21 protein-coding genes and 1 pseudogene are annotated in these 25,263 nt (G+C 66.4%); 10 read left to right on the plus strand and 12 right to left on the minus strand.

The genetic code is table 11. The annotated features are described in order from the left end of the window. Positions 1-758 (plus strand): annotated as a pseudogene (locus tag K4G64_RS26890) (serine/threonine protein kinase); the annotation flags it as partial. On the opposite strand, the gene K4G64_RS26895 reads toward K4G64_RS26890, so the two are convergent. Next, a complete protein-coding gene (locus tag K4G64_RS26895; RefSeq protein WP_221758575.1) occupies positions 673-1,212 on the minus strand; it encodes a hypothetical protein in 540 nt (179 codons plus the stop codon). The pseudogene K4G64_RS26890 and the gene K4G64_RS26895 sit on opposite strands and share 86 nt — an antisense overlap. 249 nt (positions 1,213-1,461) lie before the next feature. Here K4G64_RS26895 and K4G64_RS26900 point away from each other — a divergent pair, with 249 nt between their 5' ends. Together K4G64_RS26900 and K4G64_RS26905 are read left to right on the plus strand one after the other, a co-directional pair. Then, a complete protein-coding gene (locus tag K4G64_RS26900) occupies positions 1,462-3,822 on the plus strand; it encodes a serine/threonine-protein kinase (protein WP_221758576.1) in 2,361 nt (786 codons plus the stop codon). A gap of 98 nt (positions 3,823-3,920) precedes the next feature. After that, positions 3,921-8,402: an FtsK/SpoIIIE domain-containing protein gene (locus tag K4G64_RS26905; protein ID WP_221758577.1), complete on the plus strand. Its 4,482-nt coding sequence runs from the start codon at positions 3,921-3,923 to the stop codon at positions 8,400-8,402. Positions 8,403-8,463: 61 nt separating this feature from the next. On the opposite strand, the gene K4G64_RS26910 is transcribed toward K4G64_RS26905, so the two are convergent. The 3 genes from K4G64_RS26910 to K4G64_RS26920 are packed head-to-tail and all read right to left on the minus strand — an operon-like array spanning position 8,464 to position 10,828. After that, positions 8,464-9,081, minus strand: a complete 618-nt coding sequence (locus K4G64_RS26910) for a DUF3592 domain-containing protein (protein WP_221758578.1) — start codon at positions 9,079-9,081, stop codon at positions 8,464-8,466. Positions 9,082-9,093: 12 nt separating this feature from the next. After that, the gene (locus tag K4G64_RS26915) at positions 9,094-10,557 is read right to left on the minus strand and encodes a hypothetical protein (protein ID WP_221758579.1); all 1,464 of its coding nucleotides are present in this window, start codon (positions 10,555-10,557) and stop codon (positions 9,094-9,096) included. After that, complete coding sequence (locus tag K4G64_RS26920) at positions 10,550-10,828, minus strand: SAV_915 family protein (protein ID WP_260461033.1); 279 nt, start codon at positions 10,826-10,828, stop codon at positions 10,550-10,552. The genes K4G64_RS26915 and K4G64_RS26920 overlap by 8 nt, the downstream gene beginning before the upstream one ends. 232 nt (positions 10,829-11,060) lie before the next feature. Between K4G64_RS26920 and K4G64_RS26925 the strand changes: the two genes are divergently transcribed. After that, a complete protein-coding gene (locus K4G64_RS26925) occupies positions 11,061-11,363 on the plus strand; it encodes a hypothetical protein (protein WP_221758581.1) in 303 nt (100 codons plus the stop codon). A 199-nt stretch (positions 11,364-11,562) separates the two neighbouring features. Here the strand turns inward: K4G64_RS26925 and K4G64_RS26930 are convergent, their stop codons facing one another. Further along, complete coding sequence (locus K4G64_RS26930) at positions 11,563-11,823, minus strand: WXG100 family type VII secretion target (protein ID WP_097218954.1); 261 nt, start codon at positions 11,821-11,823, stop codon at positions 11,563-11,565. 684 nt (positions 11,824-12,507) lie between these two features. Here K4G64_RS26930 and K4G64_RS26935 point away from each other — a divergent pair. Genes K4G64_RS26935 through K4G64_RS26950 form a run of 4 tightly spaced genes read left to right on the plus strand, consistent with a single transcriptional unit; the run spans position 12,508 to position 15,234 of the window. Further along, positions 12,508-13,566: a hypothetical protein gene (locus tag K4G64_RS26935; RefSeq protein ID WP_260461034.1), complete on the plus strand. Its 1,059-nt coding sequence runs from the start codon at positions 12,508-12,510 to the stop codon at positions 13,564-13,566. A gap of 3 nt (positions 13,567-13,569) precedes the next feature. Beyond that, positions 13,570-14,064 (plus strand): RDD family protein, encoded by a 495-nt coding sequence (locus K4G64_RS26940; protein ID WP_260461035.1) that lies wholly within the window; start codon positions 13,570-13,572, stop codon positions 14,062-14,064. A gap of 37 nt (positions 14,065-14,101) precedes the next feature. Further along, on the plus strand, positions 14,102-14,971 hold the full coding sequence (locus tag K4G64_RS26945; protein ID WP_221758584.1) for a hypothetical protein: 870 nt from the start codon (positions 14,102-14,104) through the stop codon (positions 14,969-14,971). Further along, a complete protein-coding gene (locus K4G64_RS26950; RefSeq protein WP_221758585.1) occupies positions 14,959-15,234 on the plus strand; it encodes a hypothetical protein in 276 nt (91 codons plus the stop codon). The genes K4G64_RS26945 and K4G64_RS26950 overlap by 13 nt, the downstream gene beginning before the upstream one ends. A gap of 554 nt (positions 15,235-15,788) precedes the next feature. Here K4G64_RS26950 and K4G64_RS26955 read toward each other — a convergent pair. The 4 genes from K4G64_RS26955 to K4G64_RS26970 are packed head-to-tail and all read right to left on the minus strand — an operon-like array spanning position 15,789 to position 18,750. After that, entirely contained in the window at positions 15,789-16,574 is a 786-nt protein-coding gene (locus tag K4G64_RS26955; RefSeq protein WP_221758586.1) for a hypothetical protein, read from the minus strand. Beyond that, positions 16,555-16,863: a hypothetical protein gene (locus K4G64_RS26960; RefSeq protein WP_308122501.1), complete on the minus strand. Its 309-nt coding sequence runs from the start codon at positions 16,861-16,863 to the stop codon at positions 16,555-16,557. The genes K4G64_RS26955 and K4G64_RS26960 overlap by 20 nt, the downstream gene beginning before the upstream one ends. A gap of 37 nt (positions 16,864-16,900) precedes the next feature. After that, positions 16,901-18,394, minus strand: a complete 1,494-nt coding sequence (locus K4G64_RS26965) for a C2 family cysteine protease (RefSeq protein ID WP_221758588.1) — start codon at positions 18,392-18,394, stop codon at positions 16,901-16,903. Continuing rightward, positions 18,394-18,750: a hypothetical protein gene (locus K4G64_RS26970; protein ID WP_221758589.1), complete on the minus strand. Its 357-nt coding sequence runs from the start codon at positions 18,748-18,750 to the stop codon at positions 18,394-18,396. The genes K4G64_RS26965 and K4G64_RS26970 overlap by 1 nt, the downstream gene beginning before the upstream one ends. Before the next feature lie 776 nt (positions 18,751-19,526). Here K4G64_RS26970 and K4G64_RS26975 point away from each other — a divergent pair. Beyond that, a complete protein-coding gene (locus tag K4G64_RS26975) occupies positions 19,527-20,105 on the plus strand; it encodes a hypothetical protein (RefSeq protein WP_221758590.1) in 579 nt (192 codons plus the stop codon). 183 nt (positions 20,106-20,288) lie between these two features. Here K4G64_RS26975 and K4G64_RS26980 read toward each other — a convergent pair whose 3' ends face one another. The 3 genes from K4G64_RS26980 to K4G64_RS40505 all read right to left on the minus strand — a co-directional run bounded on the left by K4G64_RS26980 (position 20,289) and on the right by K4G64_RS40505 (position 22,711). Beyond that, positions 20,289-21,263 carry a hypothetical protein gene (locus tag K4G64_RS26980; RefSeq protein WP_260461036.1) on the minus strand — a complete coding sequence of 325 codons (975 nt, stop codon included), beginning with the start codon at positions 21,261-21,263 and terminating at the stop codon, positions 20,289-20,291. A gap of 56 nt (positions 21,264-21,319) precedes the next feature. Further along, positions 21,320-21,970 (minus strand): hypothetical protein, encoded by a 651-nt coding sequence (locus K4G64_RS26985; RefSeq protein WP_308122502.1) that lies wholly within the window; start codon positions 21,968-21,970, stop codon positions 21,320-21,322. Positions 21,971-22,579: 609 nt separating this feature from the next. Beyond that, positions 22,580-22,711 (minus strand): hypothetical protein, encoded by a 132-nt coding sequence (locus K4G64_RS40505; protein ID WP_260461037.1) that lies wholly within the window; start codon positions 22,709-22,711, stop codon positions 22,580-22,582. 496 nt (positions 22,712-23,207) lie between these two features. On the opposite strand from K4G64_RS40505, the gene K4G64_RS26990 reads away from it, so the two are divergent. Continuing rightward, complete coding sequence (locus K4G64_RS26990; protein ID WP_221758592.1) at positions 23,208-25,133, plus strand: glycosyltransferase; 1,926 nt, start codon at positions 23,208-23,210, stop codon at positions 25,131-25,133. Positions 25,134-25,263 lie beyond the last annotated feature (130 nt).

Here is a 25,263-nt window from a genome sequence, read left to right on the forward strand (position 1 = left end):
CACGGAGGGGGCCTGGTGGCCGGTCACGGCGGGGCCTGGCGACCGGTCACTGCCGCGCTCGTGCACGACCTCGACAGCGCCGCAACTCCAGGGGCCCACGCGGCGGCCCGGCTGCCGAACGGGGCGACCACCCGCAGGACACCGCCCCGACCTCCGGCCGGCGGCCCGGCAAGGTCACCGTCTCCGTCGCGGCGACGTCCGCACCGGAGGACGGCGGGCGGGTGCGCAGGCTGAGCTGCTCCGTGGCGCTGGCGGTCGCGGGGGCGATGGCGGCCGTGACGATCGGGTCGGTGTTCGTGTTCGACCTGCTGCCCGGGCGCGGCGGCCAGGACGACGCCGACTCGGGCAGCGGATCCGACTCGCCCCCGGCGGCGACCGCGAGCTCCGCTCCCTCCGCCGACGCCGGTGCGGTGCCCGCCGCGTACCTCGGTACCTGGGAGGGCCAGGGAGTCGCCCTCGACGGCAGACTGCCCCTCGGCACGTTCCGTATCACGGTCGAACGGGCCGCCGTCGGCCAGGAGTTGGGCAAGCTCCGCCAGACCGACCCGATCGGCGGCGTCTGCGTCGACGTACTCACCCTGAAGCAACTCACGAAGAAGGAGCTCGTCGCGACGTCGGTCGGCGCGAAGACCAACCACAGCGGCTGCAACCCCGCGAAGACGACGGTCCACCTCAAGCCGGTGGGCGACGACCTGCAATACCAGTCGGAGAGCGAGGAGTCGGGTCGGCCGCGGGCTCGGATGTCGAAGGTGGGGTAGGCGGGGCGGCCCGGCGGCTCGACTTCACCAGCAGGGTGATCAGCAGTGCGGCCGAGGCGAGGGTGGCGACAAGGCCGACGACCCACAGCCACGGGTAGTGCACGTGTACCCAGCAGGGGCCACCCTCGCCGAAGCAGTCACCGTCCCAGTTGCGGCGCCGTTTGGGCCGTACGGTCGTCTCGATCACCCCGGCGATCAGGTAGCCCGCCGCCAGCCCGGGCAGCGAAGCGGCCGCCCAGGCCAGGGAACGCGCCCTGTTCTTCTTCCAGTTCATCTTGGTCAGCGGCGCCACCCAGGCGAAGAAGGCCAGCGGCACCAGGGCGCCCACCGTGCCCGCGAAGGCATACGCACCACCGGGCCACCCGGGAGCGACGTCGCCCCATAGATCGTGGCCCCAGTACATGTCGAACAGGACCAGCGGCATGAGGAGGACGACGAAGCCGGGGAGCACCATGCAGCCGAACAGGCGTTCTCCGGCACTGAACTTCCCCGGGCGGAGGGCAGACGCACGCGAGCGCCCCGGTCTGTGCTCGTACCGCAAGGCAGGTCCCGCCGCCTTCCTCCGCTTCGGCTTGGCCGAACCTCCGCTCATGGCCCCTACCCCTCACGCTGCTTCAGGCGCTCACTACTGTGTCTGCGATAGCGAACACCATCAGACGCAACTGATGTGCCACAACAGGGCGTAGTGCCGGAAAGGCCCACCATGGAGACACTGCAGCCGGACGATCCAGTGGAGTTGGGCACCTATCGGCTTCTACGAAGACTCGGCGCCGGCGGCATGGGCCGCGTCTACCTCGCCCGTTCGCGCGGTGGTCGCACCGTGGCCGTGAAGGTCGTACGCCCGGACCTCGCCGCGGACGACGACTTCCGCGGCCGCTTCCGGCATGAGGTCGAGACAGCCCGAGCGGTCTCCGGCCGCTTCACCGCCCCGGTCGTGGACGCCGACCCGGACGCGCCCCTGCCCTGGCTGGCGACGTCGTACGTGCTCGGCCCGGACCTCACGGACGTCGTCGCCGCCCACGGCGCGCTGCCGGAGCACACCGTCCGGGCGCTGGCCGCCGGTCTCGCCGCCGCCCTCCAGGAGGTGCACGCAGCCGGGCTGATCCACCGCGACATGAAGCCGTCGAACGTCCTGCTGGCGGCGGACGGTCCGCGCGTCATCGACTTCGGCATCGCGCGCGCCGTGGACGGAAACCGTATGACACAGACGGGAGTCGTGGTCGGCTCTCCCGGCTACATGTCACCGGAGCAGGCGCTGGGCGAGAACCTCGGTACGGCGAGTGATGTCTTCTCGTTGGGCGCCGTACTCGCGTTCGCCGCGACCGGCCGGAGCACCTTCGGCCATGGAGCCGCCTCACACGCCTCCTTGCTGTATCAGGTCGTGCATGGCGAACCCGACGTCGAGGGCGTACCGCAGCAACTCCTGGGCCTCGTCCGCGCATGCCTCGCGAAAGACCCGGCGCAACGCCCGGCACCGACCGACATCGTGGCGGCGCTCGCCCCACAGGGGGTCGAGGGCGTCCTCAGCGACTGGCTGCCGTCGGCAGTGGCCTCGACGATTGCCACGCATGCGGCCGGCATCCTGGACTTGGAGGCACCGCACCAGCCGCGGCCCCCGGCCGCCGCGTCCTTCGGGCCCGCACCGGCGATGACGGCCGGGGCACCGCACTCGCCGGGCACACCGACCCCGGGCTACGGGTATCCGCAGACTCCGGGATACGGCGGCGCCTCTGCGGCCGCCGCCCAGCAAACGCCGGCCCCCGGGTACGGGACGCCCCCGCCCGGCCACGGTGCTCAGAGACACCCCGGCGCCTCGGGGCCGGCCCCCACCGTTGTCACCACCTCCACCGCCCCTTCCCGCCGCCGTGTCCTCGGTCTCGCGCTCGGCGGTGCCGCCGCCGTGACACTGGCGGGCGGCGGCACTGCCTGGTGGCTCGGCCGGAGCGACGACACCACGGACGGGGCGACCGGCACGAACGGCGCCGGTTCCCCCCAGCCGGCCGGGGAGAACTTCACCACCCCGCCAGCGGGAGTCGCCCCCCAGCCCCTGTGGCACGAGACAGCAGCGGAAGACAGCACCACCACGGACGTACCCCTCCTCATCCATGACGGCCTGCTCTTGATCAGTGGCGACCCTCTGGTGGCGTACGACGTGAAGACCAGCAAAGCCCGCTGGTCGAAGCCGGATGTATGCGCCCCCGGTTCCCCGCTTCTGTTCCATGACGGCAAGGTGTTCCTCACCGACAGCGGCGTCGAGGGAGTCCTCGTCGCCCGGGACGTGAAGACCGGCGAGGAGGTGTGGCGCAGCCGTCTCGGCAAGAAACTCGGCATCGAGAGCACCATCGCCATCGACGACAAGAACGTGTACGTCACGGCAACCGACTACGCACAGGCCCAGAGCGCCACCGACTACCGCACCGCCATCGCCGCGATCAGCCACAGCACCGGGAAGAAGGTGTGGTTGCAGCACCGCGACTGGGGCACGCGGGACTACGACGTCCAGGGCACCGCCTCCGGCAAGTACCTCGTCTACGCGGACTCCAACCAGAACCTCACCGTGCGCGACACCGCGACCGGCGACCAGCTGTGGACGCAGAAGATCGGCGACGACTGGGCCTGGCAACCCACGGTCGCGAACGGCCACGTCTTTCTGCCCGGCGATAAGCTGACAGCCGTCGACGCGGAGACCGGCCGTACCCGCTGGACGCTCTCCCCGGAGGGCCGTCGCGGCTTCAACAACCCGGCCGTCATCGACGGTGTGCTCTACGTCAGCGACTACGACCGCGGCATCTGGGCCGTCGACGTCAAGACGCACCGGCGGATCTGGCTCTGCGAGGACCAGAACCGTGGCGGGCCGGGGACGTTCGTGAGGGTCGGTACGACGCTCTACTGCGCCGCCGGGCCCCTGTCAGGAGGCGTCATCGCCCTCGACGCCAAAACCGGCACAGTGCGTTGGACCTGGACGGACGACAAGGACTCCGGCGCCCCGTGGCAGATCGCGACGGCAGGAAACCGACTGTTGGTGACGAACGGACCGGAGATCTACGCGATGCCGGCGGTGTGACACCGGGGCGCTGGGGTGCGATGCCGGGGGCTGCCATAGTCTCCGTTAGCTGCAGTTAACGAACGTGGCCACAGGGGCCGACGGGGAGGATGACCACCATGCGGATGCTGGTCACGGTCGTACGCGAAGGCGGCGAGCCGGAGGATGTCGTCGTCACCGCCGACGACACCGCCACGGCAGGCGATGTCGCGGAGGTGTTGGCGCAGGCCGTCGGACAAAGCACCAACCCGCGGGGTGTCGGGTCGGAGAACGTCGTGGCCATGCCCGGGACCTCACTGGCTTCGCTGCCCGGCTACGGAACGGCGGTCGCCGGGGCGCCGGTGCTGTGGGCGGACGGTGAGCTGTGTGATCCCGCGGCACCGGCGGCCGGCGTCCTGCGGGACGGCATGCGCGTCTCCGTCGACCCCTCGATAGGCCCGCTGCTGCGCAAAGGCGAGCCGGTCGGGCAGTACGAACTGCGCGTCGCGGGCGGTCCCGGCTCGGGGCGCGTGATCCGGCTGGGCGTCGGCGCGGCGAACGCCGGATCGGCGCCGACCTGTTCGCTCCCCCTGCCGGACGCCTCGTTGCCGGCGGTCGCCCTTCGGCTGACCATCGACCTCCAGGGGAAAGCCACCCTCACACCGGAGGCCGGAGCCGGTGTCCGGCTGAACGACGACGCGGTGACGGCCGGGACTCCTTGGCCCCTGGGCGGTGTCGTACGGGTGGGCGACTCGCTGCTGGTGCTCGACAAGGTGGCCGAGCCGGACGCGCATCTGTCCCTCATGAGCGAAGGCGGTCTCGCCTACAACCGCCCCCCTCGGCTGTCACCGCTGCGGCCTCGGCGGCGGCTGGCCGTGCCGGTGCCTCCCTCAAAGGGGGAACGGGCGCGTTTCCAGTTCATCATGGCATTCATGCCCATGCTCTTCGGGCTGTCGATGTACTTCATCACCAAGCAGATCTACATGCTGCTGTTCTGCCTGATGAGCCCGCTCATGATGCTGGGCCAGTGGATCAGTGAGAACCGCGAAGGCAAGAAGAAGCACAGGACTTCCCTCAAGCAGTACAAGAAGGATCTCGCGGCGCACGAGGCTGAACTTGTCACCCTCGGCAAGGAGGAACAGCGCGCTCGCCGCGAGGACAACCCCGACCCGGCGGAGATCCTGCTCTTCGGGACGGGACCGCGCCGCCGCCTGTGGGAGCGCCGGCTCACCGACCCGGACGCGATGCAGTTGCGTGTCGGGCTGGGCGCCCTGCCCTCCGACGTGGAACTCGTCTTCGCGCGTGGCGGTTCATCGCACGATGAGGAGCCCCCGGAACCGCCGGTCCTGCCCGACGTTCCCGTCACCCTGCCCTTCGCCCGGCTCGGCGTGGTCGGCATCGCCGGGGACCGTGCCCGTGCTCTGGCCACCGCGCGCTGGCTGAGCGTGCAGGCCGCCGTGCTGCACAGCCCACGGGACCTGTCACTGGTCTCCTTGGCCGCGACACCGGCCGCCGGCGCCGAGTGGCACTGGGCGCACTGGCTTCCGCACACCAATCCCGACGAGGGACAGGACTGCGTTGCTCTGGTCGGTTTCGACTCAGAGGGCATCAGCCGCCGGGTCAACGAACTCCTCAACGAACTGGCCCGACGCAAGGCGGCCCGCGAGCAGCACAACATGACGGGCCAGCTGTATCCGGACGCCAACGTGCTCCTGATCCTCGACGGAGCACGGTTGCTGCGCCGAGTACCGGGCGTTCCTCAACTCCTCACCGAGGGACCGCAGTACGGCATCTTCGCCCTCTGTATCGACGAGGACGAGCGGCTGCTCCCCGAGGAGTGCAAAGCCGTCGTGGCCTGGTCACCGGACGCGGCCCACCATGTCCGGGTGCGCGGCTACGGCCTGGAGGCCGTCGGAGAAGTGCTGGCCGACCAGGTTCCGTACGAATGGTGCGAACTCCTGGCCCGCTCCCTCGCTCCCGTCCGCGACGTCAGTCGTGACGACGCCGATTCCGCGCTGCCCACCTCGGCCCGGCTGCTGAACCTGCTGAACATGCCCAACCCGGCGGGTACCGACGTCGAACGCATCTGGCGGGCAGGTGGTTCGACCACGGCCGCACCCATCGGACTCGCCGCCGACGGCGCGTTCGTCCTGGACATCCGCCGTGACGGGCCGCACGCGCTGGTCGCCGGTACGACGGGTGCCGGTAAGTCGGAGCTCCTGCAGACGATCATCGCCTCGCTTGCGGTGGCGAACCGCCCCGACGCCCTGAACTACGTCCTCATCGACTACAAGGGCGGCAGCGCGTTCATGGACTGCGCCCGCCTGCCGCACACCGTGGGCATGGTCAGCGACCTCGACGCCCACCTGACCGAGCGAGCCCTGGCCTCGCTCGCGGCCGAACTGCACCGCCGGGAACGCATCCTCTTCGACGCCGCAGCCAAGGACATCGAGGATTACAACGACACCCGCAAGCTCCGCCCCGAACTGGAGCCGATGCCGCGGTTGGTGCTCGTGATCGACGAGTTCGCGTCCCTGGTCGCCGAGCTGCCCGACTTCATCGCGGGCCTGGTTGACATCGCACGCCGGGGCCGTTCACTCGGCGTGCATCTGATCCTCGCCACACAGCGTCCGGCGGGTGTGGTCAGCGCCGACATCCGCGCCAACACCAACCTACGCATCGCCCTGCGGGTGACGGACGCCGCCGAGTCGATGGACGTCATCGACGCACCGGACTCGGGCGCGATCGCCAAGTCGACTCCAGGTCGCATGTATGTGCGTTCCGGTGCCCAGTCCCTGGTCGGCGTGCAGTCGGCCCGTATCGGTGGCCGCCGTCCCGCCACGGGCCAGACGGGCCCGAAGGCCACGCTGATCCCGTTGCCCTGGAACGCCTATGCCCGCCCCTTGCCCAAGCGGAACGAGGCTGAGGACGACGGCACGATGGTCACGGACCTGGCCGTCCTGGTGGACGCAGTACGCGAAGGCGCGGAGCGGATGGGCTTCGGCGAGCAGCGCAGCCCGTGGCTGCCGCCGCTGGCGGAATCCGTCACGCTCGACGAACTGTCCGCCTACGGTGGTACACCGGCCGCAGCCCCGGGCGACGACGTGGCCCCGATCCCGTACGGCTTGGTCGACCTGCCGGCGAAGCAGAGCCGCGTGCCGGTGTCCCTGGACCTTGTGCACGGCGAGCACACACTCTTGCTCGGAGGCGCCCGCTCCGGCCGCTCGACGGCCCTTCGTACCCTGGCCGGCTCTCTGGCCCGGAACACCTCCCCGCTCGACGTGCACGTGTACGGCATCGACTGCGGCTCCAACGCACTTCTGCCGCTGGTGCGTCTGCCCCACGTGGGCGCTGTCGTGACCCGCGACGAGCCGGACCGAGCCCGTCGCCTGATCCAGCGCTTGCAGACGGAGGTCGCCCGTCGACAGCAACTGCTGGCGATGGAAGGTGCGTCGAGCGCGGCGGAACAGCGCGCGGGTGCCGCTCCCGAAGAGCGCCTGCCCTGGATGGTGCTGCTGCTGGACAGCTGGGAGGGCTTCGCGTCGACCTTCGAGAACTACAACTACGGCCAACTGCTGGAAGCGGCCCAGAGACTGTTCCGCGAGGGCTCGGCAGCGGGACTGAAGGTCGTCATGACGGCTGACCGAAGTGGCCTCAGCGGTCATGTCTCATCGGCCTTTTCCGACCGTCTAGTCATGCGTTTCGCCGACCCGAACGACTACTCCACCGCGGGTCTGCAGGCTCGCGAGGTCCCGAAGAACATGCCGCCCGGCCGCGCCCTGCGGATCACGGACACGGGTGTGGACGAGACGCAGATCGGGCTGCTGGCGCAGGACCCTGCCGGCCAAGCCCAGGTTCGTGCCCTCCGCGAGATCGCGGAGGAGGCGCGAACCCGCTACGGCCGCGTTCCGGCAGGTCGGCGCCCTCTGCGGGTCGACGCGCTGCCCGCGCGCATCACGGCGTCGGAGGCAATGGCTCTGGACCCGGACTTCGTCGCGCCGTCGCCCTTGTGGGCGCTGCTCGCCGTGGGTGGCGACGAACTTCACCCCATCGGTATCGACCTGGAGGAGAACGGCCCCGGCTTCGTCATCGCGGGCCCGCCGAAGTCCGGTCGTTCGACGGCACTGCTGTGCGCTGCCGAGTCGCTTCTGCGGGTGGGTACGCCGCTGGTGGTCGTGACACCTCGCCGGTCCCCGCTGCGGGAACTCGAGGGGCGAGAGGGCGTTCTCGGCATGCTCAACGCGGACAGCTCGGGTGACGACTTGGAAGAGATCCAGGACCAGCTCGACGGACGACCGTACGTCGTCGTGGTCGACGACGCCGAACTCCTCTACGACGCACCGCTGGACGAGCCGCTGGAAGCGGTCATCCGCAAGGGAGCCGACGGCGGCGTGGGCCTGCTCGCCGCCGGCACAACGGACTCACTGTCCGGCCAGTACCGGGGCTTCGCGGTCGAGGCGCGCAAGTCCCGTAATGGCATGCTGCTGACACCGCAGAGCTCCTCGGACGGAGAGCTGTTCGGTATCAGGCTGCCTGCTAACAGCGGGGGCGGGGCAGCGGGCAGTGGGTTGTTCGTGGCCGGAGGGGCGTTTGTGCCGGTGCAGGCTGTGATGAACGCGTAGGACCGCGTGGGGGCTCATGCTCAGTGGGCGGGAGCCCCCACGCATCGATCGCTGACACGAGTTAGGGCTTCGTGTCGCGAACGGCCTTGCCATGGTGCTCGTTGCCACCTGTCGACGAGGCCGGCGGCTTCTCCGGGCCGAACGTGCGGAGGATCCAGAAGCGACGCCAGGTCACTGCCGTGGTGAGGCCGAGACAGAGAAGAGCCAGAGCCGAAACGCCGTAGGCCGGCAGATTCGCCGGTGGGTCCTCCACCCAATTCTGGGCGAGGATACGGGAGGGGTCCTCAGGGTCATAGGTGACGATCATTGACGCGCCGGTTTGCGTTTCCGGATACATCCCGGCGTAGTCCCAGAGCATGACCTCCGTGCCTGCCTTGGGACCGCTCACGAGACGAACTTTCACGTATTTCGGCTTTGAGTCGACACCGACGACCGTGGCAGCGACGCTCACCCCGCGGGAACGCAGGTCCTGTACCAAGGAATGCGCAGGGAGCACGAGGGCGAGAACCATCCCTACGCACAGCAGGAATATCCCTGAAATTGCCCCGATTACGCGACGTTGAGGGAGCTTCGGTCGCGGCTTCCACGCCTTCGCTTCGGCGGTTGCTTTGCGCGCCTTCTCCACGTGGGGTGGGAGTTGCTGCTGGCTCGCACCAGCTTTTCGCTTCTTCTTAGCCATGACTAGGACACCTCATGAGAACCATCCACCCACCGTATTCTTTACGCTCGATGCGGCGTCGCCAATCGCCTTGCCTGCGCTCTTGGCTGCTCCGGTTACAGCGTTGACCGCCTTCCTGCCTGCCTCTGTCTTGATGGCATACGAAACGGCGTAACCAACACCGAAACCCACCACGACACCTGCTGCGATACCCCAGCCGACCGGCCCTCCAACGGCAGCAACTGTTGCCGTAGCGGCCCAAGTTCCAGCCATGCCAGCCGCCATACCGCCGACGTTGGCGGCAACAGCTACATCCTTCTCCTCGCCGTGACTGATATCCCAACCGATGGCGCCAACGGTGAGGAGACTCCCGACCAGAGGTAGCTTTCCACCGGTTCGGAGAGCGCGACCCCACAGCGATGTAGTGCTGGGCGGCTTGAGCCCAGGAACCTTGCCGATCAGCCAACTTCCACCGTCAGCGATGGATGCCTCCATCAGGCGGGAGAACGACCCCATTCCGAACTTGGAAAGAATGCGCTCCGCCTCGCGTGCAGATTTTCCAGAGGCCTTGGCAGCGCGACTGGTCGCGTTCTTGAACGCCCGCTTCTCTGCCTTGCTCATAGCGTTGAGGCGCTGCTCCTTCAACTGAGCCGCTTCATCACTGAAATTCTGCGCTTGAGTCCAGAAGTTACTTGCAAACTTTGACTGGACGCCGATGACGCTGGCCAGTAGTCCTGCAGTGTCAGACCATGTGTCAGCGGGATCTAGGAGCTTCTTCGCAGCGATCTGTGTGTGTTTCCAAGCGATGTCCCACAGCTCCGGGTCGTCCCCCTGCATGAGCGCCCGGTTGAACACAGCCGTGGGCTCGTCCTTCGTGAACTGACCATGGAATAGCGCGGCCTTCTTGTCGAAGCCCGGCGCAGGTGTTTCAGCGTTGACCGACGTGGTGAACGCGGACCCGAAGACCTTTACATCGTCCTTGGCCGTTGGGGCATTGGCGGCGACGATTGCCATCGGCAGATTCTTGACCAGGTCTGGATTCATCTTGGCGTAGAACGCCGAGGCGAAGTCTGGGTCACCCTTGTGTTTGGCGAGCTCCTCAGCGATGCGGTGGAATTCTGGGCCCGCTTTACTCGGGTCGAGCTCAGCCGCCTCGTTTGCATCCTCTGCAAGCTTCTTTCCCGCGCTTCGAGCCTCGCCGATCGTCGCTATGGGTTCGCGAAGCTGGACCATGGCGCCAGGTTTCTGAATGCCCTTTTGGTCAAGCTCCATTGCTGCTGCGAGTGCCTGACGGCGGCGAAGCATGGGCAACTCGTCATCGACCCAGCCCGCAATCTTTCCGATTTCTGACAGGTTGCTCGTCTCTAGCCCAAATTTCTGAAATCTGCTCACATATGAGGACTTTGCCCTGTGCAGCTTCTTACCGCCGGACTCAAGGTCCTTGATCGTCCTCAAGAGGTTGTCCGGGTTGATTCCGGAGAAGTTTGGATCAACCACTGGTCGATTCACCTTCCGCGCCGTCCGCCAGTTGCGGGTCGATCAGCACCGCGGCTGCGCCCGACCCGCTGAGTGCCTCCCCTACTTCGTCGGTGGGGATGATGACCCAAGGCTGCCCTTCTCCCATGGCCTCGACCAGCAGGGGGATGGACGTGAAAGCCAATGCCACGAGCCGCTCCTCGCCGTCATCACCAGCCATGGGCACGAGGATGACGTCGACGGTGCTGTCGCTGAGCGGGGAGCCGTCAGGCCCTTGAGGCACCTCGGTCATGGTGGGGAGCACGAGGGCTTTGGGAGCGGCCTGGGCCGTTTCGCTTGAGGTCATTGCGACAGATTATGAGGTGATGGACCGGCAAGCAATGTGATCTCCGGACGGCTTATGCGGCATCCAGTTGACGCCAGCGGCTTTCCGCTCCGGCTGGGGGCTCCACCGGAACACTCAGAGACCGCTGGTACGGTGAACATTTGTCAGCTGGAACTGCGATGAATGAGGGGGTGGGGTTGTGGCGGATTCAGATGCCAAGGTGCCCAATCCGCGGAAGGCGGACCTTGAGCGGCTGCGGAGCGACCTGGCCAAAGAGGTGGAGAGCATCAAGAAGGCACTCAAGGGCCCGACCGAACAGATCGGCGGTGACAAGGTCTGGGTCGGGAAAAACGCTCGAGCCTGGCACAGGGAACTGGACGGGCGGAACAAAAAGTTGGTCGAGCAGGTCGACAAACTACTGCCTATCATTGATGCTGCCATTCGGAGTGAACCCGAGAAGGTGTCACAAAGCGAAGCGCGCATGTACAACAAGGACGTCTGAGTCGCCGCGCGTGAGCTGTCCGTGCGGGGCTGAGGCGGCAGCTCCTGTGTCGCTCGACGCCGTTCCTTGACGTGCTGACGTCGCGCAAAGGGACTGTCCGCACCTCCTGTTCAACTGACGCCGGGGGCATCCCTCTCGAGGTGCGACGGCCTCGAAGGAATGCCCCGGCAGCTACGACGTCGGCGCGGCAGGCGTCAGCTCAGGTCGCGCGCTCGATGTTGTCAGCACTGGTGTTGGCCGACTTGCTGGCGTCGTTCAGCGTGTCGACCCACTTGTCGAACGTCGGCTTGATGTCGTGCCAGTCGTTCCGGAAGCGGTCGGCCTTGGGGCCCTTCCAGTAGCCCGAGCTGTGGCTCGTGGCGGACTCCAGTGCCTTGATGAGGCCCTGGAGGTCGGTGGCCTTCTTGCCGAAGAGCTTGGACAGCTCCCGAAGCTGAGTGAGATCTGCACCGCGATCCATGGCGTTCCTCCCCGTGTCACACACGTAAACGGACTATCCGTTTGCACCAAGGGACGCTACCGCACCAGAGGTAGCTGCCGTCCATCGCCTTCAGGGACGGGAGTTGTGTGTGAACGAGTGGTGTTGACCCTGATGGTGAGCCCGAGCCGCAGTGTCTCCGGGCGGGCTGCCAGGTGCACCTGGCAGCTCCGTGGCAGGGAGAGGCGGGACTCACGCGCAATGCGCAAGGAGAGCAGTACCGCGGGAATATAGGCCTGATCGGTTCAAACAAGGACGAGATGCGCCGTTGTCCGGCGTTGTCATACAGCCGGCGCATTGGCTGCGACTCCGGTCACCCTCCGCTGCCCGAGGCGCGTGACGGACGATGTTCGAAGAGTGTGAAAATTTGTACATGATTCAGCCATGTATGTGTACGCGGGAGTTGGACTGCGCGTACGTGAATGGCGTCACGAGCGCTGATCGAACTCTCTCCCGGCTGGGATCCGCCGGTAGCTTGCCAGGGCGCCTTTGCTACCTTGTTCTGACGCAACCACGCGCCCGGGAAAGACGTTTGACAGACGCTTGGGCGGCATAAAGTCTTCCGGCGCGCTTTAGCGGGCCGCGTCGCAGTAGGAGTGCGATGCTCCTCGTGGCGGCAATGACGAGCACTGTCAACAGGGGGTTTTCTGAGTGACGTTCAGGGGAATGTCCAAGGATAATGCGCGCAAGCTGGCTGCAGCGCTGGACGTCGCTGATGGCGCACTCTCCATTCAAGGGCCCCTGGTTTCCGGAATTCTCGCCAAATGGGAAGGCGACCAGGGAAATCTCGGCCGCTTTCGGCAGGATGCAACATGGTCCCGTGACCAGGCTAAAGACGTGCGTCGTCGACTCGGAATTCTGGATGCAGACCCGAGCGCCGAGCTCATGTTCATGGGGCTCACCGGAGTGCTCAAGACCTGGCAGGATTACCAGGAGCACAAGGGCGAAATCGGTGAGTATGTAGAAGAGTTCAAGGAAATAAAGAAGAATGTAACGATGCCGCTGCGGCTGACTAAGGTCGCCTCGGGCATCGAGGCTTCCCTCCAGCTGTACAAGCGCTGGTCCCAAGGGCAGAACGTAGCCGGGGCCAAGGCGGTCCTTGAGCTGAACAAATACTTCGGCATCACCGGTGACCGGCTGAAGCTGAAGAATATCGAGTACATGCGCGAGCTTCTGAAGCTCCAGAAGATCGAAGGGCTTTACCAGCAGCCGTGGAAGTGGCAGCAGGGTCTTCGCACGTTCCTCACCACTAAACTGAAGATTCCCTTGCCGGCCAAGCTGCTGAATCAGGCGCCCGGCCTCAGCATCCTCGACCGTGTGGGCTTGCCGCTGGCGGTCGTTCATGGCGTCAAGGAGATGGTCGCTCCTGACCATGGCGGCGTTTTGGGCGGGTTTGACCGTGGCATGGGGTTTGTGGAGGCAGCCGGCGCCGGGGCGGTCATGGGCGGATCGGCTGCGGCGACGGCCCTTGGCGCCAGTGCGACAGTCGCGGCTGCGGTCCCTGTTGTCGGATGGGTGGCCCTCGGTGTGGCCGGCGCCTACTTCCTCGGCACTTGGGCCTATGACAACAGAAAGGCGATCGCTGATACCACCAAAAGGGCTTGGAATACGACGACCAAGTGGGCGGGAGACGTGGCGGACAAAGGCGAGGAGATCGTCAATGGCGCCAAGAGTGCTGTCACGAATCTAGTCCCCAACACCATCAAGAAGTATCAGTTCTGGTAGGAGATGCCTCCGGTGGAATCGAAGGACTTGTTCGGTGTGCCACGGCGCCCGAACCCAGAGGCTGCCACGGCACCAGCGCCTGCGTCCACGGGCCGACGCTATGGAGCGGCAGCCATCGACGGAACTCTCGCAGTTTTCTGCGCGGCCTTGTCCGGGTTGGTGTATGTGTTGAGTCTCCCGGCGTCGGAGGCACCCCCGCTCACCAGCGGGAATCTGTGGCTGCGAGTTCTCGTCGCCGGCATGGGCGTCTCGCTGATCAATCAAGTATTGCTGGGTCTGCTGTTCCGTTGCAGCGTAGGTAAATTGCTTGTAGGTACGCGTGTGGTCAGGATGGCGGACGGCGGCCGGCCACGGCTCTGGCAACTTCTCGGCCGCTGGATCGGCGGCATTACGTACGGCCTCACGATCCTGCCTATCGGATTCTTCCTGGGCGGCAGTGAAGCGCCCCCGCTCGATTTCTCCGGGGTGCGCATCGTGAAGGCCTCAGCCGACTCGTGAATCGACTGCAGAACCTCAAAGATATAGGGGACTCGGTATGGCAAACCCCGAACTCGACCTCGAGCTGGACAAGTTCCGCGAACTTGTCGGCAAGGCGCTGGCAGAAGGGGGGACCCAGCCGCTCATCAAGCTGACCGACGAGGAACTTGCCGTGCTGGACCCCAGCGCACTGCAGGAAGTCGTGTCGCCGACACCACACTTGTTGACGCTGTCCGAAGAGCAGCGCGAATGGGTACTGGCAACGGCGCTTCGCTCGCTGGTTTCCCGGGGTGCGGTGGAGGTCGCGAACATCCCGGAACTCGACGCCGTCCTGCGGTCCGAGGGAACTGATGTGCAAAGCACCGCGGATGTGGACATGAGGGTTGCGCCGGAGGTCAGCATGGCGCTGACTCTGCGGCGCACCGCTGCACGGGCACTCGCCGTCGAGCAGCAGACGTCAAGCGGCAGCGTGACCGCATTTGTCTTCGTACATTCCTCTGACCTCTTGTTGATCGAGCAAGTCACCGGTGGCGGTTTGCACATCTTCACCCTCGCCAGCAAGGCGCGCGATGCCGCCCGGATCGTCCAGGCGCTTGTGGACCCCTTCGGCACGGCTGACCGGGATGGAAAGGTCCTACAGCTCGACCCGTCGGCTCTGACAGACGACACGGTGGACAAGAAGCTGGCCTCTGTGATCGATAGAGCTCTTGTGGTGAGCCAGTTGATCGTGCTCGCCGATGAACCCGGACCGCTTCTGACGGCGTACGCGACAGACCGCGAGGTGTGGGTGGTCAACGTGGACTCACCGCAGGCGCCCACCGGCATCACGGCACAGGCGGTCAGCGAGCGTACCCTTGAGAAGTTCATCAACAAGTTGATCAGGCAGCCGGCCGCACCTGAGAAGTCGGCCACTGGGTGGGCGAAGTGAGCGATCGCGTCGAAGAGTGCAGGAAAGATCTCAATAATCTGAAGAGATTCGCGAACGAGATCGACAAGACACTGGATGCGGTGGACGCGGCGTCCGGCAGTGAGGCGTGGCAAGGCCCTGCTGCGGACAAGTTCCGTTCGGAATGGCGCGGCCGGAGGAAGGCGATTCACGACGCCCTGGACGCCGCACGGGGACAGTACAACAAGATCTTGCAACGCGTACAGGACGAAGAGCACAAGAAGAAGACCGGTGCCGCGCAGTAGGTTGAAGGATCGAAGCTTTCCTGCACACACGGCTTTCATGAGGTTCCGGATGACTGATGCGAACTCACCTGTCTACGAGTCCCACTTCGTTCGAACGCCTTTCCAGCTGCTCAGCGGCTCGAAGTGGAAGAAGCTGGTTGCGCTCCGCGTCGACGGCGAAGGGGTGCTCCTGGGGGGTGCGCCTGCGCGTTACGATGCCCAACTCGCCCATGTCCCATGGAGCGACATCACGTCCATCGTGGTGTGGCATCAGCGCACGGCTGGGAACGGGATCAACTACATCGGAGTGCAACGCAGGCCCGAAGCACCTGTTTTGCCTGGCATGAACAGTGGCGTCAGTCGAGAGAGGGCCGAGAGGCTGGCCCCCCACGTGGATTACGAGCTCTTTCTGGCAAGCCGTCCCATCAACCTGTGGCGTTTGGACCCAGAACGGCTCCAGGCCGCAGTGGACGCCTTCGCACCGCAGGTGCCCGTACTTGTGTATTCCCAGCCACACCTTCCATAGATCCGCACACCTGCCGTCGGCGGCCGGTCTGGTCCGGGCCTTCTGCGAGCTACTCGCTTGTCCGGGTGAGGCGTACCGCTTGCTCCGTAAGCCCCGACACCTTGAACAGCACTCCCGAGAATTCGACCGTGTCGCCGACGCTCACGTCTTTGTAAATGGCCACCGGAACACCGGCACAGTTCGCGCCGAGGCCGGCTGTGCCCGCCGCGCTGTCGACGTACGAGACGGTGAGTGACGGGCCGGTGGGCAGTTGCTTCACGCCACCGTTGTCGAGGAGGGACAACGTTTGTCCCTTGGCCGGGAAGTTCTTCGACGCGGCGGCCAGGACTGCCTGGTTGGTGGTGAAGCACAGAGTGTTATCGGCGGCGCCCCCCGCGAATTCCATGGACTCGGGAGCGGCGGCGAGAGCGGCCTTGTCCTTGGCGTCCTTCGGTTCCAGAACGACGCGGTACGAACAGACCTGTCGCACGGTGTAGGCGTGGCCGGAGACGGTGACCCGGGATCCCGGTTTCACGGTCCACTGCCGCTGCCCCGACCCATAAGCGGCCCCGTCGCGCAGTGTCGCGGTACGCGACGTTCCGTCAGCTATTGCGGCCGCGTACTGCACGCCTCCACCGCCGGGCAGCCGGAACCCGCCTCCGCGCAGGACGTGCACGCCGCCCGCCGGTGACTCACCGACGCACTGCGGGCCCCTGTCCTTTGCCGCGGTCTGTGTGGTTGCGGGTGCGGTCGTCGGACCGTCACCACCGCCGTCGGACGACGATCCGCAGGCGGTCAGGGCCCACAAGGCCAGCGCGGCACCCGCGAGGCTGTACCTACGCGCCGGGCTGAACACCGATGTCCTCCTTGCGACGGTCGATCACGTGCTCCAACACGATGCGGGTGCGGTAATCGACTGCCACCACCCGCCAGGTGTCCCCGGTGACCTCCAGCACGTCGCCCGGGGTCAATCCGTCGAACTCTCCGACGGGTCGGCCTTCGCAGCCGACCCGGATGCGTCCGTGCACGGACGGTTCGGCGAAGACGCTCGCAAGGACCTGATAGGTCCGGCCATCGTGTTCGACGGTGTACGGAATCTGGTGACGAAGTGCCCAGCGACCATCGAACGCGAAGGGGTACTTCACCTTCTGACCTCCGGACACACGGCCCACCTCCCGGGCGTCATGGGGCATCGAAGGCCTCCGCTCCGCCGAAGTACTTGTTGAACTGCTCCTGCGACACGGTAATCGGCGGATAGCCGGAGACGCCCCAGGGGTTGCCGAGAATCACCTTGCCGTCGTCGGTGAATCCTCGGACGTAATAGGCGTGGTTACTGTGATACGTGTTGCCCCATTCGGCCGGGTGGTTCTTGTCCAGCTCCTCGTCAGCCGGGGTGGACACGGTGACGACCTTCCCGGAGTTGTAGGCCTCCTTCAGCGACTCCAGGCTCTTGTCCTCGTGTTCGCCGATGCCAAGGAAGCCGCCGGCGGTGAGGTCCTCGCCTTCCTTACCGGTCAGGTACGGAGCTGACTTCTTGGGGTCGTCCCCCTCGATGCCGCCGTATCCACGCTCGTCGTCACCGTCGTCCGAGTAGACCATCGCGAAGGCCTTCTCGTAGTACGCGGGCCAGCTCTCCCCATTGCCGTACGTGCCGATGGGGGTGCCGTTCTGGTCGGACGGCAGGTCGGCCGTCATCGTCACCCAGTGGTAATTGCCTTCTTTGTCCCAGACCCGGACGCTCACCGTGCCGTTCGGGTTCTGCTTGATGCCTTCCTGCACGAAGGCGGGGTCCCTCTGAGCCAGGCCGGCCAGCGATGCGACGTACCAGCAGTCGCCGAACTGGCGTTGATTGACGTCATCGGCGGACACCCCGTCCTGGAACAGGGGGTCCGGAGGCGGCGCCCAGTGAATGCCATTGTTGGTCTGGCCGTTCTGGCTGTTACCGCCCGCCTCGTACGCGTCGGTGTTCGTGAACGTGGGCTGCACGCCCGGGAAGGCCGCCGTGAACTTGCCCACGTTCTCCGGACTCACCTTGGACAGCATCAGGCTCAGCGTGTCCCGTCGCCTGCCCTCGGGCAGGCCGTTGTCGTCGAACGGGTTCCAGCCGGAGTCGTCGGTGCAGGTGAGCAGCTGGTTGTAGAAGGCCAGGTCCTCAGGCGAGGCCTTCGTCACGAAGGAGTCCAGTTCGGCGGCGGTCAGTCCGTCGATCTCGCGGGAGAGCTGCTCCATATCGTCGCGATTGCCGTTGGTACCGAAGTCCTTGCCCTTCAGGTCGTGGAGATGGCGCAGGGCATCGTCGATCTTCTTCGCGTCGGGCGCCTTTTCGTCGAGGAAGAGGCTGCTGTCGCTGACGGGATATCCCCGCTCCTCCAACTCCTGCAGTCCCTCGATCTGCCTGATGCGGCGCTTCATCGACGACTGCATGTCGTCGAGTTCGCCGCCGAGGGAGCCGGGCAGACGCGGGCGACGGAAGAACGACGGCAACGGAACCACATCACCGACGAGGTCCTGAAGGTCGGGGTTGCGGGAGGCGTTCTGCCCCGACGGCAGGTTCTGCTGGGCGGTGGTGAGCACGGAAGCCAGCTGTGAATGGAGCTTCCCGGAGTTCTGAGCGAGAGTGTCGAGATGGCCGGCGAGAGTGGTCAGCTTGGCGGCGTCGAAGCCTCTGAAGCCCATCAGCCGCCACCCGTTCCGGCCTGGGCCTTGTCCTTCTCCCCAGCCCGCCGCATCAGTTCGTCGGCCTGACTCTCCCAGCGGGTGGCGTCCGCCAGTAGTGCGGTGCCCATGCTGTTCAGCGTGCGTTGTCGTTGCTGCAGCTTGGCCGTGCATTCATCGGCGAAGGGCCCCTGCCAGATGGCGCCCTCGTCGCCGCCGGTTCGGAAGGCGGCGGCGCGCGGGGTGGCCTTCTTCACCGCGTCGTCGAGGTACGGCCCCAGTCTGCGGGCCAGCGCCCTGGCCTCCCGCGCGGCGCCCCGAAGCCGTTCGGCCCGCTTCTTCAACTCGGCTGCGTCATCGCCCGGTGTGGGCCCCACGGTTGTTTCCTCCCCGTTTACCGCTGGTGCATGCCGCCTCGCGTACGGGTCCACGGCATCGCTGGGGAAGCATACGGGGGGCGTGTTCGACCATGCGAAGGGGTGGGAAATCTCCCCGGACCATCACATGGACACCGCAATTCGTGCGCCTGCTGGTCACGTGAGCGCACCTCCTTGATCGGCGACATCCGATATGTCCTATGGCTTGTCGATGGTCGCCGGGTGACTCGTCCCAGGCGCGGCGATTGCCGGTGCCCAACAGTGAAGTTGATTGTGCAGCTCCGGTCGGCCAGGGTTCAGGAGACAGAGGGAAAGGAGCAGGCGGAGGGTCGGGCTCTTCGCACCGGGGTCGAGGGGGCGGACGTACACGTATGCCGAGCGGGGTGGCAAGCGGAGCCATGAACTGGCCCGCCCGGCGTCGGCGTACGCATTACGCGTTCGAGTTGGAGGAACCCAACACCCCTTCTGGTATGTAGCGGGGTGAGGCGGGTGCCCTCGACATCGGCGTCGCGCTCGTCCTTTAGGGTGTGTACACACGGAACCTGTCGTTTCCCGGCGCGTTGGTGTCGATGCCCGGGCGCTTCCTCAATCGATTCAACGACCTCTGACCCGTTCGATTGTTCTCATCAGGGGCCGCGGATTGGGTCGGTGACAAGGGAGAAACAGCCGACGAGGCCATCTTCCAACGGCTTCAAGGAGCTGGCCGGCACCCTCAATCCGCTCGACTGATGCCGGCCATGGCACATCCGCGCCGAGCGGCGCGTGGGGAAGGAACCATGCAGCAGCACAGGTACACGCTCGACCACTGGGAGGACCGTTCAGGTCATCGGCTGACCTGGAAGTTCGGGTACCGGGGCACAGCGGGCGAGTTCGGCAGGATCGAGCTGGTCTACCCAGCGAGCCGACGCGGCGACCGCCATGTCACTGAGGTCCGGGGTGACACAGTGCCCCCCACCTCGTTCATGGGTTGGGCCTACGGACGAAAGCCCTCGCTTTACATAGCAGAGCTCAGTGTTGGTGAGACCAGAGCCCGGCTCAAGCGCAACCGCTGGGCACAGACCCGAGCCGGTCGGGCGCTGCGGATTCAGGTTGCCGGGCGGGAGTACCGCTACCTCGCGACCAGCGCACGACACCGCGACCGGGCCCTGGTCCGGAACGGTGTGGAGATCCGGATCCGTCGCCACGGCAGCGGTTCGCGGAAGAAGGCCGCTTTCACCGTTCTGGGCCTGGCCGACGCCACGGACCTCGCCCTTGCCGCCGTGCTGTGCGGCGTCAATACCCGCAACCTGACCCGAGGCGGGGCCGTTCGTGCCTTCTTCGGCAGGTCGCTGCAGTGGCTGGACGTATTCCAGTGACCCCCGTGACTCTCTGAGCGGTCACGGGCGAACGTTTCCGCTGACTAGCGCGACACCCAGTGCACTCGTATGACAGCACACGAGGTCGGTTCCAGCTTGCCGGTAACGAATTGGCCGTCCCCTGCCAGGGGGGCGTTGGGGCGTGGCCGTGTCTCCACACCCCTTTGCTTCCCGCCCGCTCCGTCACCTGTTGACGGCTTGGATCTCCTGGACGGTTACATTCTGCTCAGTTCCGAAGGTCCCATTGGGAAGGCCCCCGCCGGCGCCGCCCGTCCCAGTCCAGGACACTTCCCACGTGATGGCCGCTCGCAGTTTGAACGAGCCGTCACCGGAAGAACGTAGGTACCTGATTCCGCAAGGCGGGGTCTGGTCAGCTTTCCCCTTTGCGTACGGTTCACCGATCGAACCGTCGTCGTTGAAAGTGCACTCGCCCGAGGAGGGGTAGACCTCGGCGTCCGGTGTTCCTGGCTCCAGCTTGAGCGCGATTGGCTTTGCGGTGGTTGTGGCCTGGAGGTTTACACCGCCGACGTCGAGTGAGGCGGTGACTGAGACGTCCTTGAACTTGGCTCGGTCGAGCCAGGCCCAAGTGGGAAGATTGACCTTGGTGGTGTTCGCCGGGGCGAGGGCTACCTCGGTGTCGGGCACTTTGATCCGGCTGTAGGCGAGATCGGCGAGAATCTTCGGGGTCACGGCGTTCTCCACCTCAGGTGTCTCGCCGTTCTCCACCCAGAAGGTCTTCGTGTCACAGGCAAAGGCGGCCGGGTCTCCCGATTCCTCTCGGCTCTTGTCCCGAACAACGTCCCACCACAGGCCCTTGCCCGTTTCGGACTTGTTGAAGTCCTTGTATGGTTTCCCGTTGATGTAGTGGTCCTTGGACAAGGCGTATGCCTCTCCAACGCCACTTGCATGCGGGATGTTCCATTCTTTCTGAAACTCTTTGGAGAATTCGGCGGGAGTCCACTTCGGCTCGTACCAGCAAGCCGGTGGAGTCCAGTCGCCGGCGGGCGTGAACTGCCCGGCTTCCTTCGCTCCAGAGCCACCGGTAGATCCCCGGAAAACGATGCGTGACTCGAGAGTCTGACCACTGTCCGTTTCGTTACTCCCCGAGACGTCGAACTGAGATCCGCCGGGATCCTTGGCAAAGGCTGCGCTGGACATCAGAAGTGTGCAGGCGATCACGAGCGTACCTACTGCGGCAGCGGAACCGGCCTTGGTCACTGAACGCATCCCTTGCTCCCGCGCACGGACGTCCCGCTGGTCGTCTGCCACACTCCCTGCGTGGTCTTCTCCAGGCGGGTGTTGTACAGCACGTAGGAATCGTCCGAGGCCGGGGACCTGTCGACCTTCCCGGACTTTCGCTCCTTGTTGTATGCCTTGGTCTCATCGGCGCAGAAGGAGACTCCTGCCGACGTGCCGTTGAACAACTCGATCTTGGGGTTGTAATACCGGGTGGTGCCCGTGTACGTCAGTCCGGCGTCAACCCACTTCTGGACCCACTTCACGGACGTCGTGAGGGCCTCGCCCTGGTAGTAGAAGGTGAGGCCGGGGGTGTCCGTCTTGCCCTTGAGGATGGCGTCGTTGATTGCGGTCTGTGCTCGTGCGGCGTCAGCCAGCACCGCATCCTTCGTCGCGTTGCCTGTCTCCCAGCCCTCGAAGACGTCTTCCACGCCGCCGGTCAGCTTGATGTCGGGCCGCTCGGCGGAGTCCGACGCGGCTGGGCTCGCCGTCGCTTCCTGGGATCCGGTGTCGGACCCCGCGATCTTGTCATTGTCCTTCGAGCCGGCATCACTGCTACCGCACGCGGTGAGCAGCAGGGCTGTGGACGCAGCGAGCGCGACAGCAACGGACAAAGGGCGGCGCTTCACAGTGGCTCCCCGTGAGAGACAGAGGTTCAGTTGTGCACTGACGGTACCGGTGAGGTTTCCGGTTCACCACCGCGAACTTGTGTGAGAGTGCGCGCAATTCGACGCATGCTGGTCTCCAGCGGCGCTGGTCGTGTCCGGATGGTGCCCTAGCGGGACGGTGTTGGACAGCAAGCCCGCGCCACTCCGTACCTGAGAAGCAGATCGCCGCGGGCACGCTCCGGCGACTGGTCGATTCCGGTGATCGGTTCGGGTATCACTTGCGGTGGGGAGGGGGAGGCGCGGGAGCCGACGTCAACAAGACGAGGATGAACAATCCGGACCGCGAGCGACTGTAGAAGTTCAAGCGAGAGCTTGAGAAGGAGCGAGGCGACTTCGTGAGCGCCTTGAAGAGTCGTGGAACATACCGGCCGAAGTCTTGGCATAGCTTGCTGGCCCGCTGTATTGATCGTCTCGTCGTACATGTTCTCGACGGGGACGAAGGTCGCCTTTGGACCGCGTGCCGCTGGCACCGACCTCGGCCTGGGACGCGCCCTGGCCCCTTTGCCGCTGCAGTGCCAACGGTCATGCCGACAGCCGCGAGGAGAGCGCTCAGCGTCGCTATGCCACGAGTCAGGGCGCGCATGTCTTGTCGCCTCGCTTCGACAGCACCTCCGTGGTCTGCCAGATCCCCTTGGTGTTCTTCTTGAGCTGTCTGCTGTACGTGACGTACGGGCTTTCGTCGGACGGCGACTTGTCCACCATTCCGGCTTTGCGAAAGAGGTACGCCGGGCGCCATTTGCTGAGCGCCGAGCGCGGAGTCAGGGCTTCGCTGGCCGGGCTACCCCTCGCCGCGCTCGGAGCATCGCCCCTGTTCCGCCTGCGACGCTCTTCGTTCCGGCCCTACGGCCCGGTCTCCGAAACTACACTCCCGCCCCATGCACAACTCCCTCAGCATCACCGTGAATTCGACGCCCGTGACGCCCAGCCCGCTCCAGGGAAACGCATGGAGAAGACACCCCGCCCTGCGTGCGGGAGTCCGACGATGGCCCGAGCCCGGTGGCGGTGACGCCCCCTGATCCCCGCCGCGTCCAAGCGCCGAGCCCGAGCCCGAGCCCGTCACAAACAGTCCCGCGACCCCCGAGCCCACTGGCTCCTCCTCGCCCTCACCCTCCCCCTTCTCTTCGCCCTGCTGATCTTCCAGGGCTGGACCCAGCACGAGGTCGATGAGGCGAAGACGCGATCGCCCTGTACGGCTCCTGTGCCCGACGCCGTTGCCCGCGGCGGGCCCGTGATCGGGATCAACCGGGACGGGATCCGGACCGGGTCGATGCCCGCGCGGACCGTCGCGCTCACCTTCGACGGGGGGCCCGACCCCGTCTGGACACCCCGGATCCTCGACCTGCTGCGCAGGAACAACGCGCGGGCGACCTTCTTCGTGCACGGGGCCCAGGCCGCCCGGCACCCGGAGCTGGTGCGGCGGATCCGGGCCGAGGGGCACGAGATCGGGTCCAACACCTACACCGGGGCCGTGCTCGGAGAGTCCTCCGCGCCCCGTTTCCGGGCCGAGCTCGAGATGACCCAGAGCGCCCTCGCCGGGGTCACGGGGCGGCGGACCAATCTGCTGCGGATGCCCCGCACCACCAGCCCGGACACCCTGTGCGGACGCGAGTGGCAGGCCGCGCGGCGGGCCGCCGGGTACGGGTACGTGCTCGTCGCCGCCGACAAGGGGTCGCGCAGGCCCGCACAGGGCATCGTCCGGCAGCTCAGCCAGACGGAGAGCGCGTACCTGGAAGCGCGCAGGCTGCTGAAGAACCGGGCCGTCGAACGGTTCACCACCGTCTCGGACGGGCTGGGGCTCGTGCCGTACGCATCTCCCTCCCTCGTCCAGCAATGGGCCGGGCAGGCGCTTATCCGGATCACCGGCCTCGGGCAGGTCCTCTCCACCGCCATGATCTGGATCCTCGGCGTCGCCGGCGGCCTCGGCGTGCTGCGGCTGTTGCTGCTCGCCCTCTTCGCCCGGGCCCATGTGCGGCGGCTGGAGCGGTTCCGGACCGGGGCGCCCTGGATGCGGGGGACGTCCGGGCCGGTCACCGTGCTCGTCCCCGCGTACAACGAGGAGGCCGGGATCGGGGCGACCCTGCGGTCGCTGCTCGCCTCCCGGCACCGGGAACTCCAGGTCGTCGTCATCGACGACGGGTCCACCGACCGGACCGCCGACATCGCCGAGAACATGGGGGACGCGCGGGTGGAGGTCGTGCGGCAGGTCAATGCCGGCAAGGCCGCCGCCCTCAACACCGGGCTCGCGCATGCCCGTTACGACATCGTCGTGATGGTCGACGCCGACACCGTCTTCGAGCCCGACGCGATCGAGCGGATCGTGCAGCCGCTCGCGCACCCGGCCGTGGGCGCCGTCAGCGGCAACACCAAGGTGGGTAACAGGCGCAGTCTGCTCGGCCGTTGGCAGCACCTGGAGTACGTCTTCGGCTTCAACCTCGACCGGCGCATGTTCGAGGTGCTGGAGTGCATGCCGACCGTGCCGGGTGCCATCGGGGCGTTCCGCCGGGACGCCGTGCTCGGTGTCGGCGGGGTCAGCGAGGACACCCTCGCCGAGGACACCGACCTGACCATGGCCCTGTGGCGGTCCGGCTGGCGGGTGCTGTACGAGGAGTCCGCCGTCGCCTGGACCGAAGTGCCCGCCAGTATCAGGCAGTTGTGGCGTCAGCGGTACCGGTGGTGCTACGGCACGCTGCAGGCGATGTGGAAGCACCGGGGGGCTCTCTTCGGCCGGGGCCCGGCCGGGCGGTTCGGGCGGCGCGGGCTGACGTATCTCGCGCTCTTCCAGGTCGCGTTGCCGCTGCTCGCTCCCGTCATCGACGTGTACTCCCTCTACGGCGTGCTGTTCCGCGACCCGTGGGAGTCGGCCGCGGTCTGGTTCGCGTTCCTCGGCGTGCAGATCGTCTGCTCCGGCTACGCGCTGAGACTCGACGGCGAGCCGGTGCGGGCCCTGTGGTCGATGCCGTTCCAGATCGTCGTCTACCGGCAGTTGATGTATCTCGTCGTCATCCAGTCGCTGGTCGCGCTGCTGCTCGGCAGCCGGCTGCGGTGGCAGCGGATGCAGCGGTCCGGGACGGCCGCTGAACAGATCGGTGGCCCCGTTCCGTATAGGAGTGTGCCGATGCGCTGACCCGAGAGCCCCCCACAGCACCTTCGAGGCGTCGATGAGCGACTGGACCGACCATCCGGCAGACCACCGGGCGGGGCAGGACCCGAGACCGGTCCCGCGTTCGTCCCCTCGGGTGCCCCCACCCTCCACC

Origin of the sequence: Streptomyces sp. WAC04114 (assembly GCF_019733245.1) — a bacterium.
Taxonomy (GTDB): Bacteria; Actinomycetota; Actinomycetes; order Streptomycetales; family Streptomycetaceae; genus Streptomyces; species Streptomyces massasporeus_A.